13 protein-coding genes are annotated in these 18224 nt (G+C 52.3%); 5 read left to right on the top strand and 8 right to left on the bottom strand.

Annotated elements, in window-relative coordinates:
* Nucleotides 1-17: 17 nt before the first annotated feature.
* From WES_RS17240 to speD, 3 genes are all read left to right on the top strand, one after another.
* The gene (locus WES_RS17240; protein WP_000846617.1) at nt 18-365 is read left to right on the top strand and encodes a YacC family pilotin-like protein; all 348 of its coding nucleotides are present in this window, start codon (nt 18-20) and stop codon (nt 363-365) included.
* A 105-nt stretch (nt 366-470) separates the two neighbouring features.
* Nucleotides 471-1337, top strand: a complete 867-nt coding sequence (gene speE, locus WES_RS17245; RefSeq protein WP_016159375.1) for a polyamine aminopropyltransferase — start codon at nt 471-473, stop codon at nt 1335-1337.
* A 15-nt stretch (nt 1338-1352) separates the two neighbouring features.
* Entirely contained in the window at nt 1353-2147 is a 795-nt protein-coding gene (gene speD / locus WES_RS17250; RefSeq protein WP_000734283.1) for an adenosylmethionine decarboxylase, read from the top strand.
* A gap of 37 nt (nt 2148-2184) precedes the next feature.
* Here the strand turns inward: speD and yacL are convergent, their stop codons facing one another.
* Nucleotides 2185-2547, bottom strand: a complete 363-nt coding sequence (gene yacL / locus WES_RS17255; protein ID WP_010350025.1) for a protein YacL — start codon at nt 2545-2547, stop codon at nt 2185-2187.
* Nucleotides 2548-2722: 175 nt separating this feature from the next.
* Nucleotides 2723-5320: a bifunctional aconitate hydratase 2/2-methylisocitrate dehydratase gene (acnB, locus tag WES_RS17260; protein WP_010350028.1), complete on the bottom strand. Its 2598-nt coding sequence runs from the start codon at nt 5318-5320 to the stop codon at nt 2723-2725.
* Between the two features lie 354 nt (nt 5321-5674).
* On the opposite strand from acnB, the gene WES_RS17265 reads away from it, so the two are divergent.
* Nucleotides 5675-7483 carry a DUF3300 domain-containing protein gene (locus WES_RS17265; RefSeq protein WP_016235148.1) on the top strand — a complete coding sequence of 603 codons (1809 nt, stop codon included), beginning with the start codon at nt 5675-5677 and terminating at the stop codon, nt 7481-7483.
* A gap of 242 nt (nt 7484-7725) precedes the next feature.
* On the opposite strand, the gene lpdA is transcribed toward WES_RS17265, so the two are convergent.
* From lpdA to pdhR, 4 genes are all read right to left on the bottom strand, one after another.
* Nucleotides 7726-9150: a dihydrolipoyl dehydrogenase gene (gene lpdA / locus WES_RS17270; protein ID WP_000102484.1), complete on the bottom strand. Its 1425-nt coding sequence runs from the start codon at nt 9148-9150 to the stop codon at nt 7726-7728.
* A 208-nt stretch (nt 9151-9358) separates the two neighbouring features.
* On the bottom strand, nt 9359-11257 hold the full coding sequence (gene aceF, locus WES_RS17275; protein ID WP_016159377.1) for a pyruvate dehydrogenase complex dihydrolipoyllysine-residue acetyltransferase: 1899 nt from the start codon (nt 11255-11257) through the stop codon (nt 9359-9361).
* A gap of 14 nt (nt 11258-11271) precedes the next feature.
* The gene (aceE, locus tag WES_RS17280) at nt 11272-13935 is read right to left on the bottom strand and encodes a pyruvate dehydrogenase (acetyl-transferring), homodimeric type (protein ID WP_000003836.1); all 2664 of its coding nucleotides are present in this window, start codon (nt 13933-13935) and stop codon (nt 11272-11274) included.
* A gap of 160 nt (nt 13936-14095) precedes the next feature.
* Nucleotides 14096-14860 (bottom strand): pyruvate dehydrogenase complex transcriptional repressor PdhR, encoded by a 765-nt coding sequence (gene pdhR / locus WES_RS17285; RefSeq protein WP_000331776.1) that lies wholly within the window; start codon nt 14858-14860, stop codon nt 14096-14098.
* Between the two features lie 540 nt (nt 14861-15400).
* Between pdhR and aroP the strand changes: the two genes are divergently transcribed.
* Nucleotides 15401-16774 (top strand): aromatic amino acid transporter AroP, encoded by a 1374-nt coding sequence (aroP, locus tag WES_RS17290; protein ID WP_077630333.1) that lies wholly within the window; start codon nt 15401-15403, stop codon nt 16772-16774.
* A 42-nt stretch (nt 16775-16816) separates the two neighbouring features.
* On the opposite strand, the gene ampE is transcribed toward aroP, so the two are convergent.
* A complete protein-coding gene (ampE, locus tag WES_RS17295) occupies nt 16817-17671 on the bottom strand; it encodes a beta-lactamase regulator AmpE (protein ID WP_000171989.1) in 855 nt (284 codons plus the stop codon).
* Nucleotides 17668-18219: a 1,6-anhydro-N-acetylmuramyl-L-alanine amidase AmpD gene (gene ampD / locus WES_RS17300; RefSeq protein ID WP_016159378.1), complete on the bottom strand. Its 552-nt coding sequence runs from the start codon at nt 18217-18219 to the stop codon at nt 17668-17670. Before ampD ends, ampE begins: the two co-directional genes overlap by 4 nt.
* Nucleotides 18220-18224: the final 5 nt, after the last annotated feature.

The following is an 18224-nucleotide window of genomic DNA, read 5'->3' as shown; positions in this document are numbered from 1 at the left end:
AAGTCCTGGTAGAAGCAATGAAGACGTTTTTCAGAACAGTATTATTCGGCAGCCTGATGGCTGTATGCGCAAACAGTTACGCGCTCAGCGAGTCTGAAGCCGAAGATATGGCCGATTTAACGGCTGTTTTTGTTTTTCTGAAGAACGATTGCGGTTACCAGAACTTACCTAACGGGCAAATTCGTCGCGCACTGGTCTTTTTCGCCCAGCAAAACCAGTGGGATCTCAGCAATTACGACACCTTCGACATGAAATCCCTCGGTGAAGACAGCTACCGCGATCTCAGCGGTATTGGTATTCCCGTCGCTAAAAAGTGCAAAGCCCTGGCTCGCGATTCCTTAAGCCTGCTTGCCTACGTCAAATAATCCCTGATACCTTTTTGTAGAAACATTGACCGTGCATCTGCGGTCAATGTTAGCTATTATGTTGCGCCCTTTTTTTACGGGTGTTAACAAAGGAGGTATCAACCCATGGCCGAAAAAAAACGGTGGCATGAAACGCTACACGACCAGTTTGGGCAGTACTTTGCTGTAGATAACGTTCTGTATCATGAAAAGACCGATCACCAGGATCTGATCATTTTTGAGAACGCCGCATTTGGTCGCGTGATGGCGCTGGATGGCGTAGTACAAACCACCGAGCGCGACGAGTTTATCTATCATGAGATGATGACCCATGTTCCGCTACTGGCTCACGGTCACGCGAAACATGTGCTGATCATCGGCGGCGGTGACGGTGCCATGCTGCGTGAAGTAACCCGACATAAAAACGTTGAGTCAATCACGATGGTGGAAATCGATGCGGGTGTCGTGTCGTTCTGCCGTCAGTATCTGCCAAACCATAACGCCGGTAGCTACGACGATCCGCGCTTTAAACTGGTGATCGACGATGGCGTCAATTTCGTTAATCAAACCCGCCAGACCTTCGACGTGATCATCTCCGACTGTACCGATCCCATCGGTCCCGGCGAAAGCCTGTTCACCTCAGCATTTTATGAAGGTTGCAAACGCTGCCTGAATCCTGGCGGTATTTTCGTCGCGCAGAACGGCGTCTGCTTTTTACAGCAGGAAGAGGCCATCGACAGCCATCGCAAACTCAGCCATTACTTCAGCGACGTTGGCTTTTATCAGGCGGCGATCCCGACCTATTACGGCGGCATCATGACCTTTGCATGGGCGACAGATAACGACGCCTTACGCCATCTCTCTACCGAAATTATTCAGGCGCGTTTTCTCGCTTCTGGCCTGAAATGCCGTTATTACAACCCGGCAGTCCATACGGCAGCTTTTGCCTTACCTCAGTATCTGCAAGACGCACTGGCTTCACAGCCGTCCTAAGGAGAAGATAAGAAATTGAAAAAACTGAAACTGCATGGCTTTAATAATCTGACCAAAAGTCTGAGTTTTTGTATTTACGATATCTGCTACGCCAAAACCGCCGAAGAGCGCGACGGTTATATTGCTTATATCGATGAACTCTATAATGCCAACCGTCTGACCGAAATCCTGTCAGAAACCTGTTCCATTATCGGAGCCAATATTCTTAACATCGCCCGCCAGGATTACGAACCACAGGGTGCCAGCGTCACTATTCTGGTGAGCGAAGAGCCGGTTGATCCGAAACTTATCGACAAAACAGAACACCCCGGCCCGCTGCCAGAAGCCGTGGTTGCCCATCTCGATAAAAGTCATATTTGCGTACATACCTACCCGGAAAGCCATCCTGAAGGCGGTTTATGTACCTTCCGCGCCGACATAGAAGTCTCCACCTGCGGCGTGATTTCCCCGCTGAAGGCGCTGAATTACCTGATCCACCAGCTTGAGTCTGATATCGTAACCATTGATTATCGCGTGCGCGGTTTTACCCGTGACATCAACGGCATGAAGCACTTTATCGACCATGAGATTAATTCGATTCAGAACTTTATGTCCGAGGATATGAAGGCGCTGTATGACATGGTGGATGTAAATGTCTATCAGGAAAATATCTTCCATACCAAGATGTTGCTTAAAGAGTTCGACCTTAAGCACTACATGTTCCACACCAAACCGGAAGATTTGACCGACAGCGAGCGCAAAGAAATTACCGCTGCGCTGTGGAAAGAAATGCGCGAGATTTATTACGGGCGCAATATGCCAGCTATTTAACGGCTCAGGCGGAGCACCGAGGCTCCGCCTGATTTAGTTACTTCTGTTGCACGAAATTGCGGTAAGCCGCCACCACCTGAAGAAAATCCTCAACGCCGCACAGCGACAGGCTTTCTTCGTCGTAGTAGTTCATCCCCTCTTCCATTTCATCGCCAGCGAATTCCAGTTGATTGGCGCGAATCATCACCTCTTCGCCGTCCATCCATAGCGTGTACTCATGCCCTGCCCGCTGCCAGGAACGTTCGCTACCTTTGAGCGTGCGCGCGGCGTCTTCCACTTCATCAAGCAAGGCCAGGTTTTCTTTCACCTCTTCATTAAACCAGTGCCCGACCACTTCATGCCCCATGGACATACGCACCTTTACCACTCCGGTAATATCACGCAGAAATTCGTAATCCATAGTGTGTTCCTCTGCTCCCGGCAATGCGCCGAAATCGCATTGCGCCATTGATGTAATTATCGCAGCCTTACCGGAGAAAAACAGCGGAACGGCGATGGTTTAGAAATAAAAAAATGCCCGGGAATCACATTCTCCGGGCATTGTCTCGTTTATGCGCAGCGCGTGCGCTGACTTTTTAAACCGCAGTCTGGAAAATCACCCCATCCGCTTTTTCGGTGTACTGAGAAAGCTGGTTGAAGTTCAGATAACGGTAAGTATCAACGGCAGTTTTATCTACCTGCGCAACGTAGGTCTGGTACTCCTCCGGCGTTGGCAGTTTGCCAAGAAGTGCCGCGACAGCGGCCAGCTCCGCAGAAGCCAGGAAGACGTTCGCGCCAGTACCCAGACGGTTCGGGAAGTTACGGGTAGAGGTGGAAACCACCGTCGCACCGTCCGCCACACGCGCCTGGTTACCCATACACAGGGAACAGCCAGGGATCTCGATACGCGCGCCGCTCTTACCGAAGACGCTGTAGTAGCCTTCTTCTGTCAGCTGCGCGGCGTCCATACGGGTTGGCGGTGCCACCCACAGGCGAGTCGGCAACTGTCCTTTATGCGCATCCAGCAGTTTACCGGCGGCACGGAAGTGACCGATGTTGGTCATGCAGGAACCGATAAACACTTCGTCGATCTTCTCACCCTGTACCGCAGACAGCGGACGTGCGTCGTCCGGATCGTTCGGTGCACAGAGGATTGGCTCTTTAATATCAGCCAGATCGATGTCGATCACTGCCGCGTATTCCGCATCCGCATCGGCTTCCAGCAGCTCAGGATTCGCCAGCCATTTTTCCATGCCCTGAATACGACGTTCGAGGGTACGACGATCGCCGTAACCTTCCGCGATCATCCACTTCAGCAGAACGATGTTGGAGTTCAGGTATTCGATAATCGGCTCTTTGTTCAGCTTAATGGTACAACCGGCAGCGGAACGCTCGGCGGACGCATCGGTCAGCTCAAATGCCTGCTCAACTTTCAGATCCGGCAGACCTTCAATTTCCAGAATGCGACCAGAGAAGATGTTTTTCTTACCTTTTTTCTCAACGGTCAGCAGACCTTGTTTGATCGCATACAGCGGGATCGCGTGTACCAGATCGCGCAGGGTAATGCCCGGCTGCATTTTGCCTTTGAAGCGCACCAGAACGGATTCCGGCATATCCAGCGGCATAACGCCAGTCGCGGCAGCAAATGCCACCAGACCAGAACCCGCCGGGAAGGAGATACCAATCGGGAAACGAGTATGAGAGTCACCGCCAGTACCCACGGTATCCGGCAGCAGCATACGGTTCAGCCAGGAGTGGATTACGCCATCACCCGGACGCAGCGACACACCGCCACGGTTCATAATGAAGTCCGGCAGCGTGTGGTGTGTGTTAACGTCAACCGGCTTCGGATAAGCCGCTGTGTGACAGAAAGACTGCATCACCAGGTCAGCCGAGAAGCCCAGGCACGCCAGGTCTTTCAGTTCATCACGGGTCATTGGGCCGGTGGTGTCCTGAGAACCGACCGAAGTCATTTTCGGCTCACAGTAAGCGCCCGGACGAATGCCTTTCACGCCACAGGCACGACCCACCATTTTCTGCGCCAGCGAGAAGCCGCGATCGCTTTCCGCCACATCTTTCGCCTGACGGAAGACATCGCTGTGCGGCAGACCAAGTGCTTCACGCGCTTTGGTGGTCAAACCGCGACCGATAATCAGCGGAATACGACCACCCGCACGCACTTCATCAATCAGCACGTCGGTTTTCAGTTCGAAGGTCGCCAGCAGTTCGTTGGTTTCGTGATTACGCACTTCACCTTTGTACGGGTAAACGTCAATTACGTCGCCCATATTCAGGTTGGAGACGTCCACTTCAATTGGCAGTGCGCCGGCATCTTCCATCGTGTTAAAGAAGATTGGCGCAATTTTGCCGCCGAGGCACAGTCCGCCACCGCGTTTGTTTGGCACATGCGGAATATCATCGCCCATAAACCACAGTACGGAGTTAGTGGCGGATTTACGCGAAGAACCCGTGCCCACAACGTCACCGACGTACGCCAGCGGGAAACCTTTCTGTTGCAGGGCTTCAATCTGTTTGATCGGCCCAACAACGCCTGGCTGGTCTGGCTCAATACCTTCACGGGCATTTTTCAGCATCGCCAGCGCGTGCAGTGGGATATCCGGGCGTGACCACGCATCCGGTGCCGGAGAGAGGTCATCAGTGTTGGTTTCGCCGGTAACTTTGAAAACGGTAACGGTCAGTTTTTCAGCCAGCGCCGGGCGATTCAGGAACCATTCGGCATCCGCCCAGGACTGCATAACCTGCTTCGCGTATTTGTTGCCTGCTTTGGCTTTTTCTTCTACATCATAGAAGTTATCGAACATCAGCAGCGTATGAGACAGTGCTTTGGCGGCAATTGGCGCCAGTTTGGCATCGTCCAGCGCATCGATCAGCGGATGAATGTTGTAACCACCCTGCATGGTGCCCAGCAGTTCAATGGCTTTTTCTGGAGTCAACAGTGGGGATTTGGCTTCGCCTTTCGCGACAGCAGCAAGGAAACCAGCTTTTACATAGGCGGCTTCATCGACGCCAGGGGGAACTCGGTTGGTTAACAGATCTAACAGGAATTCTTCTTCGCCCGCAGGCGGGTTTTTCAGCAGCTCTACAAGCGCGGCCATTTGGTTTGCATCCAGGGGCTTGGGCGCAATCCCCTCAGCGGCACGCTCAGCTACGTGCTTACGGTATTCTTCTAGCACGACGGTTCTCCTCGCTCTCATTGTCATAGTGCGGCAGGCGATTCTCTTCACGCTCCTGTGAGACAGCAGTTTGTAGGGTAAATGCCCAGTACCGCAACGGGCAGAATAGCAGGATTTTGACGATGTGTTAATCTGTTTACAAAAAAGCAACATAAAAAAGTGGCTGAATCGTTAAGGATAGTCTAGAGATTGTTTCCCTTCGTAAAAACTTCGTTAATTCGCATGGTGATAATCACCTTTCTCAACGAACCCCAAGATTAGTCAAAATTTAAACTACCGCCTCTTTATACTCGGATTCACAGCACCTGCGGGTGGCAGTTCGCCGACCATTGCGATTTCCTTGAGATCCGAATTATGAAAATGACTTTGCCGTTTAAACCCCATGTGCTGGCGCTAATTTGCAGTGCCGGGCTTTGTGCCACTTCCGGTGCTTTGTATGTAAAAAGCCGCACTGTGGAAACGCCTGTAGAAGCGCAAACTGTGCCTGTTGTCACTACAGCTACGCTTCCTGCAACGGTTTCCGCGCCGCCAGTAACGCCCGCCGTCGTCAAATCTACCTTCAGTACTGCACAAATTGATCAATGGGTCGCGCCTGTCGCGCTGTACCCCGATTCTCTGCTTTCACAAGTGTTAATGGCATCAACCTATCCGGCAAACGTTGCGCAAGCAGTGCAATGGTCGCACGATAATCCACTTAAACAAGGTGACGCTGCTATTCAGGCAGTAGCTGACCAGCCGTGGGATGCCAGCGTCAAATCACTGGTGGCGTTTCCACAGCTGATGGCATTGATGGGCGAAAACCCGCAGTGGGTACAAAACCTCGGCGATGCGTTTCTGGCGCAGCCGCAGGATGTAATGGACTCGGTACAGCGTTTGCGTCAACTGGCGCAACAAACCGGATCGCTGAAGTCATCAACCGAACAGAAAGTCATTACGGCAACGAAGAAAGCTGTACCGGTAAAACAGGCTGTCACGGCTCCCGTCATACAATCCAATACCGTTTCAACAGCCAGCCCCGTCATTGCAGAGCCTGCACCAACCGTAATAACTATCGAACCAACCAATCCGGATGTGGTTTATATTCCCAACTACAACCCGACCGTGGTTTACGGGAACTGGGCCAATACCGCGTATCCGCCAGTTTACCTACCGCCGCCTGCGGGAGAACCGTTTGTTGACAGCTTTGTGCGCGGTTTCGGCTACAGCATGGGCGTCGCCACTACATACGCGTTATTCAGCAGCATCGACTGGGATGACGACGATCATGACCATCATCATCATGACGATGATGATTACCATCACGATGGCGGTCATCGTGACGGCAACGGCTGGCAACACAACGGTGACAACATCAATATCGACGTCAACAATTTCAACCGCATCACCGGTGAGCATCTTACTGATAAGAATATGGCATGGCGGCACAACCCAAACTATCGAGATGGTGTACCTTATCATGACAGGGATATGGCAAAGCGGTTTCATCAAACCGATGTCAGTGGCGGCATGAGCGCCACGTCGCTTCCTGCACCATCGCGCGACAGTCAGCGTCAGGCTGCGGCAAGCCAGTTTCGGCAACGAACACACTCCACACCTGAGACTACACGCGATACCCAGCGTCAGGCTGCGGCACAGCGATTTAATGAAGCGGAACACTATGGCAATTATGAAGATTTTCGCGAGTTCAGCCGTCGCCAACCACTGACCCAGCAGCAAAAGGATGCCGCTCGTCAGCGTTATCAGTCCGCGTCACCTGAGCAGCGCCAGGCGGTACGCGAGAAAATGCGAACTAACCCGCAGAACCAGCAGCAAAGAGAGGCGGCGCGTCAGCGTATTCAGTCCGCGTCACCCGAACAGCGCCAGGCGGTACGCGAGAAAATGCAGACTAACCCGCAGAACCAGCAGCAAAGAGAGGCAGCGCGTGAGCGTATTCAGTCCGCATCACCAGAGCAGCGCCCATTGAACCAACAACAGCGTGATAACGCCCGCCAGCGTATTCAATCGGCATCTCCTGAACAACGTCAGGTTTTTCGGGAGAAAGTTCAGGAGAACCGCCCGCAACGTCTAAACGACAGTAACCATATTGCCAGGCTGAATAACGAGCAACGGTCAGCGGTACGTGAACGGTTGTCTGAGCGTGGAGCAAGAAGACTGGAAAGGTAAATTGCAGGCGTAAAAAAAGCGGCGTTGTTAGCCGCTTAAGACTGATGACAAACATCGAATCGCCCGATGCGCAAGCTTATCGGGCCTACACGGCACCTGCAATGTATTGAATTTGCATGATTTTGTAGGCCGGATAAGGCGTTTACGCCGCATCCGGCATCGACAACGAGCACTTTGTCAACAATCTGAAGCGGCCAGAATAGCCGCTTCTTAATTTGCCGGATGTTCCGGCACACGAAAAATTACTTCTTCTTCGCTTTCGGGTTCGGCAGGTCGGTGATGCTACCTTCGAATATTTCTGCCGCCAGACCCACAGACTCGTGCAGAGTCGGGTGCGCGTGGATGGTCAGCGCGATGTCTTCCGCGTCACAACCCATTTCGATTGCCAGACCGATTTCACCCAGCAGCTCGCCGCCGTTAGTACCGACAATTGCACCACCGATCACACGGTGAGATTCTTTGTCGAAAATCAGCTTGGTCATACCGTCTGCGCAGTCGGAAGCGATAGCACGACCAGAAGCAGCCCACGGGAAGGTGGCGGTTTCGTAGCTGATGCCTTTCTCTTTCGCTTCTTTCTCGGTCAGACCCACCCATGCAACTTCTGGTTCGGTATAAGCGATAGACGGGATAACTTTCGGATCGAAGTAGTGTTTCTTACCGGCGATAACTTCAGCAGCAACGTGACCTTCGTGAACACCTTTGTGTGCCAGCATCGGCTGACCGACGATATCGCCGATAGCAAAGATGTGTGGTACGTTGGTACGCAGTTGTTTATCAACGCGGATGAAGCCACGGTCGTCAACTTCCACGCCAGCTTTGCCTGCGTCGAGGTTTTTACCGTTCGGCACACGACCAATCGCTACCAGCACGGCGTCGTAACGCTGCGGTTCAGCCGGTGCTTTTTTGCCTTCCATCGTCACATAAATACCGTCTTCTTTCGCTTCAACGGCAGTAACTTTGGTTTCCAGCATCAGGTTGAATTTCTTGCTGATACGCTTAGTGAAGACTTTAACGATGTCTTTGTCAGCAGCCGGGATAACCTGGTCGAACATTTCAACTACGTCAATCTGTGAACCCAGCGCGTGGTATACGGTTCCCATTTCCAGACCGATGATACCGCCACCCATAACCAGCAGGCGTTCTGGTACTTCTTTCAGTTCCAGCGCGTCAGTGGAGTCCCAGATACGCGGATCTTCATGCGGAATAAACGGCAGTTGGATCGGGCGAGAACCCGCTGCGATGATCGCGTTGTCGAAGTTGATCACGGTTTTACCGTTCTCACCTTCAACTTCCAGGGTGTTTGCCCCGGTGAATTTACCCAGACCGTTGACCACTTTTACTTTGCGGCCTTTCGCCATACCAGCCAGACCACCGGTCAGCTGATTGATCACTTTCTCTTTCCAGGTACGAATCTTGTCGATATCAGTTTTCGGTTCACCGAAGACGATACCGTGTTCAGCCAGAGCTTTGGCTTCTTCGATAACTTTTGCTACGTGCAGCAGTGCTTTAGAAGGGATACAGCCGACGTTCAGGCAAACACCGCCGAGGGTGTTGTAGCGTTCTACGATTACGGTTTCCAGACCTAAATCAGCGCAACGGAAGGCAGCAGAGTAACCTGCGGGGCCTGCCCCAAGTACCACGACCTGAGTTTTGATTTCAGTACTCATCATGACCTCTATATATTTATCTCCGGCGGGTCTGACGCTTTTTTTATGACGCCCATTATCCACCGGGTCGTTCTATCCGTCGGTATTTTACAAAATTGTTAACAATTTTTAAACAACAAACGGCAACCGATTTGTCTATTCGCTAATAATCTCAATACATTCATGAGATTACCAGAAAAAAAGCCGGCCGTTGGGCCGGCTCTTTTATTTACATCACCAGACGGCGAATATCAGACAGCGTGTTGTTAATGATGGTAATGAAACGGGCACCATCAGCACCGTCGATCACGCGGTGGTCGAAGGAGAGAGAAATCGGCAGCATCAGACGCGGCACGAACTCTTTACCATTCCACACCGGCTCCATCGCGGACTTGGAAACGCCGAGGATAGCCACTTCCGGTGCGTTCACAATCGGCGCGAAGTGGGTAGTACCCAAGCCGCCGATACTGGAGATGGTGAAGCAACCGCCCTGCATTTCGCCCGCAGTCAGCTTACCGTCACGCGCTTTCTTGGAAATGGTCATCAGCTCGCGAGACAGCTCGATGATGCCTTTCTTATTGACGTCTTTGAATACCGGAACAACCAGACCGTTCGGGGTATCCACCGCCACACCGATGTTGATGTATTTCTTCAGGGTCAGACGCTGACCGTCTTCCGACAGAGAACTGTTGAAGCGAGGCATCTGCTCAAGTGCCGCAGCAACGGCTTTCATGATGAAGACAACCGGGGTGATTTTCACATCCAGCTTACGTTTCGCTGCTTCTTCGTTCTGCTGTTTACGGAACGCTTCCAGCTCGGTGATATCGGTTTTGTCGAAGTGAGTAACATGCGGGATCATCACCCAGTTACGGCTCAGGTTCGCGCCAGAGATTTTCTGGATACGGCCCAGTTCCACTTCTTCGATTTCACCAAACTTGCTGAAGTCCACCTTCGGCCACGGCAACATGCCTGGGATACCGCCGCCAGTCGCCGCCGGAGCCGCTTCTGCACGTTTGATAGCTTCTTTCACGTAAGCCTGAACGTCTTCGCGCAGGATACGACCTTTACGGCCTGTGCCCTTCACTTTCGCCAGGTTAACGCCAAACTCGCGTGCCAGACGACGGATCAGCGGAGTCGCGTGAACGTAAGCGTCGTTTTCAGCAAATTCAGATTTGCCTTCGGCTTTCGCAGCCGGTGCTGCTGCCGGAGCTTCAGCTTTTGCTGCCGGAGCCGGCGCTGCCGCTTCCTGTTTCGCCGGAGCCGCCGCAGGCGCTGCGCCTTCAACTTCGAAGATCATAATCAGCGAGCCAGTTTTCACTTTATCGCCAACGTTGACTTTCAGTTCCTTCACAACACCTGCAAACGGAGCCGGAACTTCCATAGAGGCTTTGTCGCCTTCTACGGTGATCAGTGACTGTTCAGCGGCAACTTTGTCGCCCACTTTCACCATCACTTCGGTCACTTCAACTTCGTCACCGCCGATATCCGGAACGTTAACTTCTTTCACGCCAGCCGCTGGCGCTGGTGCTGCTGCCGGAGCTGCTTCCTGTTTAGCCGCCGGAGCCGGAGCTGCCGCACCTGCTTCACCCGCAACTTCGAAGATCATGATCAGCGAGCCGGTGGACACTTTGTCGCCAACATTCACTTTGATCTCTTTCACGGTGCCCGCAAACGGCGCCGGAACTTCCATAGAAGCCTTGTCGCCTTCTACGGTGATCAGCGACTGTTCAGCTTCAACTTTATCGCCCACTTTCACCAGGATTTCGGTCACTTCGACTTCGTCGCTGCCGATATCCGGAACGTTAACGTCTTTTGCCGCCGCTGCCGCTGGTGCTGCTGCCGGAGCTGCTTCTTTCTTCTCTTCTGCCTGAGCAGGTGCAGCGTCAGCTGCACCGTCGGCGGAATCGAAAATCATAATCAGTGCGCCGGTCTGGGTTTTATCGCCAACAGAGACTTTGATCTCTTTAACAATACCTGCCTGCGGAGACGGAACTTCCATAGAGGCTTTGTCGCCTTCTACGGTGATCAGCGACTGTTCGGCTTCAACTTTGTCGCCCACTTTGACCAGGATCTCGGTGATTTCAACTTCATCAGCCCCGATGTCCGGTACTTTGATTTCGATAGCCATTATTCTTTTACCTCTTACGCCAGACGCGGGTTAACTTTTTCTGCATCGATGTTGAATTTGGCGATTGCGTCAGCAACCACTTTCTTATCGATTTCGCCACGTTTAGCCAGTTCGCCCAGCGCCGCAACCACTACATAGGAAGCATCAACTTCGAAGTGGTGACGCAGGTTCTCACGGCTGTCGGAACGACCGAAGCCATCAGTACCCAGGACGCGGTAGTCGTCAGCCGGTACGTAAGTACGAACCTGCTCAGCGAACAGTTTCATATAGTCGGTAGATGCCACTGCCGGAGCGTCGTTCATCACCTGAGCAATGTACGGAACGCGCGGAGTTTCCAGCGGGTGCAGCATGTTCCAGCGTTCACAATCCTGACCATCACGCGCCAGTTCGGTGAAGGAGGTCACGCTATATACGTCAGAACCTACGCCGTAATCTTTCGCCAGGATCTGTGCTGCTTCACGGACGTGACGCAGAATAGAACCGGAACCCAGCAGCTGAACTTTACCTTTGCTACCTTCAATGGTTTCGAGTTTGTAGATACCTTTACGGATACCTTCCTCAGCACCTTCCGGCATTGCCGGCATGTGGTAGTTTTCGTTCAGCGTAGTGATGTAGTAGTAAACGTTCTCTTGTTTTTCACCGTACATACGCTCCAGACCGTCATGCATGATGACAGCAACTTCGTAAGCGTAAGCCGGGTCGTAAGAGATACAGTTCGGGATAGTCAGCGACTGAATGTGGCTGTGACCATCTTCGTGCTGCAGACCTTCGCCGTTCAGGGTGGTACGACCGGAAGTACCGCCGATCAGGAAGCCACGCGCTTGCTGGTCGCCAGCTGCCCAGCACAGATCGCCGATACGCTGGAAGCCGAACATCGAGTAATAGATGTAGAACGGAATCATCGGCAGATTGTTAGTGCTGTAAGAGGTCGCCGCTGCCAGCCAGGAACACCCTGCGCCCAGCTCGTTGATCCCTTCCTGCAGAATCTGACCTTTCTCGTCTTCTTTATAGTAAGCAACCTGCTCGCGGTCCTGCGGGGTGTACTGCTGACCGTTCGGGCTGTAGATACCAATCTGACGGAACAGACCTTCCATACCGAAAGTACGCGCTTCGTCGGCGATGATCGGCACCAGGCGGTCTTTGATCGACTTGTTCTTCAGCATCACGTTCAGGGCACGAACGAAAGCGATAGTGGTAGAGATCTCTTTGCTCTGCTCTTCCAGCAGCGCGCCGAAGTCTTGCAGGCTCGGCAGCTCCAGCTTCTCGGTGAAGTTCGGCTGGCGGCTTGGCAGATAACCGTGCAGTTTCTGACGCTGAGCGTGCAGATAGGTATGCTCTTCAGAACCTTCCGGGAAGGTGATGTACGGCAGTTTTTCGATATCTGCATCAGACACCGGCACATTGAAACGGTCGCGGATGTGACGCACGCCGTCCATGTTCATTTTCTTAACCTGGTGCGCGATGTTTTTACCTTCAGCCGCGTCTCCCATGCCGTAACCTTTAATGGTATGAGCAAGGATTACAGTCGCTTTGCCTTTGGTTTCCTGCGCTTTCTTGAATGCAGCGTAGATTTTCTTCGGATCGTGACCGCCACGGTTCAGTGCCCAGATCTGCTCGTCAGTCCAGTCTGCAACCAGTGCTGCGGTTTCAGGATATTTACCGAAGAAGTGTTCACGAACGTACGCGCCATCTTTCGATTTGAAGGTCTGGTAGTCGCCGTCAACGGTTTCGTTCATCAGCTGGATCAGTTTACCGCTGGTATCTTTACGCAGCAGTTCATCCCAACGGCTACCCCACATCACTTTGATCACGTTCCAGCCAGCACCTTCGAAAATGCCTTCCAGTTCGTTGATGATCTTGCCGTTACCGGTGACCGGGCCGTCAAGACGCTGCAGGTTACAGTTGATAACGAAGACCAGGTTATCCAGTTTTTCACGGGTAGCGATGGTAATCGCACCTTTGGATTCCGGTTCGTCCATTTCACCGTCGCCGAGGAACGCGTAAACGGTTTGTTTAGAGGTATCTTTCAGGCCACGGTGTTCCAGATATTTCAGGAACTTAGCCTGGTAAATAGCACCAATCGGTCCCAGACCCATAGATACGGTCGGGAACTGCCAGAATTCCGGCATCAGTTTCGGGTGCGGATAGGAAGAGAGGCCATTGCCGTGAACTTCCTGACGGAAGTTATCGAGCTGCTCCTGAGTCAGACGACCTTCCAGGAAAGCACGTGCGTAAACGCCCGGAGAGATGTGACCCTGGAAGTAAACCAGGTCGCCGCCATCCTGCTCGTTGCGTGCACGGAAGAAGTGGTTAAAGCACACATCATAAATGGTTGCGGAAGACTGGAAGGATGCCATGTGGCCGCCCAGTTCCAGATCTTTTTTGGATGCACGCAGAACCGTCATGATGGCGTTCCAGCGGATAGCTGAACGAATACGGCGTTCCAGTTCCAGATTACCCGGATACTCCGGTTGTTCTTCAACGGGGATGGTGTTGATGTAGTTGCTGACGCCGGTGCCTGCGGCTACGTTGACTCCGCCTTTGCGGGCTTCAGCAAGCAGTTGGTCGATCAGATACTGAGCACGCTCAACACCTTCTTCACGGATGACCGATTCGATCGCCTGGAGCCAGTCGCGAGTTTCGATCGGATCCACGTCATTTGGGAAACGTTCTGACATGGGTTATTCCTTATCTATCTAATAACGTTGAGTTTTCTGGAACCTGTCCCATTGAACTCTCGCCGGAAAGCTCAATAAGACAGGTTCTACGTTTAGTTGCCGCGCTTTTATATGCGCTTGATTTACAACATCTTCTGGCTAATTTTCACCAGAAAAATCACTAATTCTTTCGTTGCTCCAGACGGCGCAGAGAACGCTCACGGCGACTCTCTTCACGGCTTCTGTCGAGCAAAATTTCTTCGATAAAGGCCAGATGGCGATGTGATGCTTCGCGCGCTTCTTCCGGCTTACCGGCCATAATCGCTTCGAATATGCGGGTGCGGTGACTACTCACCAGCGGCAGCATCTCGCGACGCGAATAGAGCAATTCGAAGTTCTGACGGACATTCTGAGCCAACATCGGCTCCATACACCTTAGCAGATGAAGCAAAACCACATTGTGGGCCGCTTCGGTGACGGCAATCTGATACTGGAGTACGGCGTTTGATTCCGCGTCCAGATCGCCAGACTGCTGCGCCAGCTCTATGGCGTGATGGAGTTCACGGATGCGTTCCTTGTCTTCATCGGTACTACGCAGCGCGGCGTAATAAGCGGCGATACCTTCCAGGGCGTGGCGTGTTTCGAGCAAGTCATACTGTGATTCAGGATGGTCGGAGAGCAGCTCCACCAGCGGATCGCTGAAACTTTGCCAGAGGCTGCTCTGGACAAAAGTGCCGCCACCCTGGCGACGAAGCAACAAGCCCTTCGCTTCGAGACGTTGAATCGCCTCACGCAAGGAGGGACGGGAGACGTCGAACTGTTTCGCCAGTTCGCGTTCCGGTGGGAGTTTTTCGCCCGGACGAAGTGTGCCTTCGAGGATCAAAAACTCCAGTTGCTGCTCAATCACATCGGAGAGTTTTGGTTGGCGGATTTTGCTGTAGGCCATGAGTTCCTGTCTTAAGCCACTTGCCGAAGTCAATTGGTCTTACCAATTTCATGTCTGTGACGCTAAAGTAACAAAGTATTCACCTTATGTCCATACAGGTTTTGATTGAAATCATGAAACTGTGCACATTTTAACAACTTGACACATATGACGTTTCAAAGTTGTAACTATGCACAAATGTAGACTTTACGTGAGCAATGGTTTTTTTAACGTTTATTAAACTATAAAAATCCAAATTGAACCGATTCACTTACCAATTTTTCGATTTTTAATGCCATTAAAATGAATTTATATTCATTTATTGCGATGGGGTGTTTCGGGGCTTTCCTTTACAAACGATTTCTTTTTAGGCAACTCATCTTCAACCTGGCATAAAGCGAGTGCATTCACTGGCGCATACCATTATTCTTGATCTGACGGAAGTCCCTTTGTAACAATTCAAACGTTTTTGATGTAAACAAATTAATACAACAAACGGAATTGCAAACTTACACACGCATCACTGCGTAGATCAAAAAAACAATCACCGCACGAGGTTTCATGATGGAAGGTCAACAGCACGGCGAGCAGCTAAAGCGCGGCCTTAAAAACCGCCATATCCAGCTTATCGCGCTGGGTGGCGCGATAGGGACAGGACTATTCCTGGGAAGCGCCTCCGTAATACAGTCCGCAGGGCCAGGGATTATCCTGGGTTACGCTATTGCCGGTTTTATCGCCTTTCTGATCATGCGTCAGTTAGGTGAAATGGTGGTCGAAGAACCGGTAGCAGGCTCCTTCAGCCACTTTGCTTATAAATACTGGGGCAGTTTTGCTGGTTTCGCCTCTGGCTGGAACTACTGGGTACTGTACGTTTTAGTTGCCATGGCAGAGCTTACTGCCGTCGGCAAATACATTCAGTTCTGGTATCCGGAAATCCCCACCTGGGCTTCGGCCGCCGTATTCTTTGTGGTGATCAATGCCATCAACCTGACCAACGTTAAAGTGTTTGGCGAGATGGAGTTCTGGTTTGCCATTATCAAAGTTATCGCGGTGGTGGCGATGATCATCTTCGGTGGCTGGCTGCTGTTCAGCGGCAACGGTGGCCCGCAGGCGAGCGTTAGCAACCTGTGGGATCAAGGTGGCTTCCTGCCGCACGGCTTCACCGGGCTGGTGATGATGATGGCGATTATCATGTTCTCGTTCGGCGGTCTGGAACTGGTGGGCATCACCGCAGCAGAAGCAGATAACCCGGAGCAAAGTATTCCCAAAGCGACTAACCAGGTTATCTACCGCATCCTGATTTTCTACATTGGTTCCTTAGCCGTTCTGCTCTCCCTGATGCCGTGGACGCGCGTTACCGCCGATACCAGTCCGTTTGTGCTGATCTTCCACGAGTTGGGCGATACTTTTGTCGCTAACGCCCTGAATATCGTGGTGTTGACGGCGGCGCTTTCGGTTTACAACAGTTGCGTCTACTGCAACAGCCGTATGCTGTTCGGTCTGGCACAACAGGGGAACGCACCGAAAATGCTCGCTTCCGTCGATAAACGCGGCGTACCGGTAAACACCATTCTGGTCTCTGCGCTGGTTACGGCATTGTGCGTACTGATTAACTACCTTGCCCCAGAGTCCGCATTCGGACTGTTAATGGCGCTGGTGGTATCTGCACTAGTGATCAACTGGGCGATGATTAGCCTTGCGCATATGAAATTCCGTCGCGCCAAACAAGCACAAGGTGTGGCTACCCGTTTCCCTGCTCTGCTCTATCCGCTGGGTAACTGGATCTGCCTGCTGTTTATGGCGGCGGTTCTGGTGATTATGCTGATGACGCCGGGAATGGCGATTTCGGTTTACCTGATCCCGGTATGGCTGCTCGTGTTAGGCATCGGCTATCTGTTTAAAGAGAAAACCGCAAAAGCCGTAAAAGCGCATTAATCTCTCTACGCCCTCACCCGCGCTGGGTGAGGGCTACAATCTTTACACCAACGCTCCGTAAATCGTCAGTAGCGCAATCACCACCACAACCACGAACGAAGTTTTCTTCGCCATTGAAACCGCTGCTTTCGGCGTCTCCACCTTATCGATATGCGGTTCACGCGCCAGAGAGAACTGCGCCAGACGCGTTAACACCTGATATTGCGAAGTATGGAAATCACCCAGCGAAGCAAACCAGGCAGGTAATGCTTTTTCACCGTGACCGATCAAGGCATATACCACGCCCGCAAGGCGAACCGGCACCCAATCCAGCACATGAAGCACGGCATCAATGCCGGACTGTAAACGATGATGCGGCGTCTGGTAACGCGCCAGCCAGTATTGCCATGCACGCAAAAACGCATAACCCATCAGCGTAACTGGCCCCCAGGTTCCCCCTACAATCAACCAGAACAGCGGCGCCAGGTAAAAACGGAAATTGATCCACAGCAGTGCATTTTGCAGCTCGCGCAAGAACTCACGTTCATCGCAGCCTGCTGGGACGCCGTGAATCATAGTGAGTTCGCCAGCCATTGTGGAACGGGCATGGCTATCGTTACGTGAAGCAGCTGCCAGATATGCATGATAGTGGAGACGCACTTTACCCGCGCCAATACACAGTAAACCAAGCAACAGCCATACCAGCAGCGTCGGGACGTTGAACAATAACCCATGCAACGCGCGCAACAGCAAAAAAGTCACCCCCATCGCAATAATGGTCATACCTAACGTGCGCCCCAGCGAAAAATGTTTCACCCGCCGAAAGAACGCTTCAAGACGGTGATCAAGCTGCCAGTGCTCGCCCAACTTAAACAGGCGCTCAAAAATTAACACCAGTAAGGTTGTGAATAGCGTCATGTTGTCTCCTTGCTGACCAGCGCACGAAACCGTGCCCAATCAAATGCAGGACCAGGATCGGTTTTACGATCCGGCGCAATATCGCAATGCCCCGTCATATTATTAGCGATATCTGGATAGCGATGAATCAGCGCCCGCGTAACCGCCGCCAGTTGCTGATACTGAGCATCGGTATAAGCCAGCGTGTCGGTGCCTTCCAGCTCAATCCCAATAGAATAATCATTACAGCGTTCGCGACCTTGATACTGAGATATCCCCGCGTGCCAGGCGCGTTTATCGAAAGGAACATACTGGACAATTTCACCATCACGGCGAATCAAACAGTGGGCGGAAACGCGCAAATGGGCGATCTCAGCAAAGAAGGGATGTGCCTGCGGATCAATAGTTCCGGTGAATAATGCATCAATCCACGGACCGCCAAACTCACCTGGCGGCAGGCTAATATTGTGCACCACCAGCAGGGTGGGGGTTTCGTCATCCGGGCGGCAATCGTAATGTGGTGAGGGAACGCGGCGCGCGCCGACCAGCCACCCCTGTTCTAACAACATGCAGG

The sequence above is a fragment of the Escherichia sp. KTE31 genome, assembly GCF_000407925.1.
GTDB classification, from domain to species: domain Bacteria; phylum Pseudomonadota; class Gammaproteobacteria; order Enterobacterales; family Enterobacteriaceae; genus Escherichia; species Escherichia ruysiae.
The sequence above is the reverse complement of the archived record's forward strand: the minus strand, read 5'-3'. Positions and strand labels throughout refer to the sequence as shown.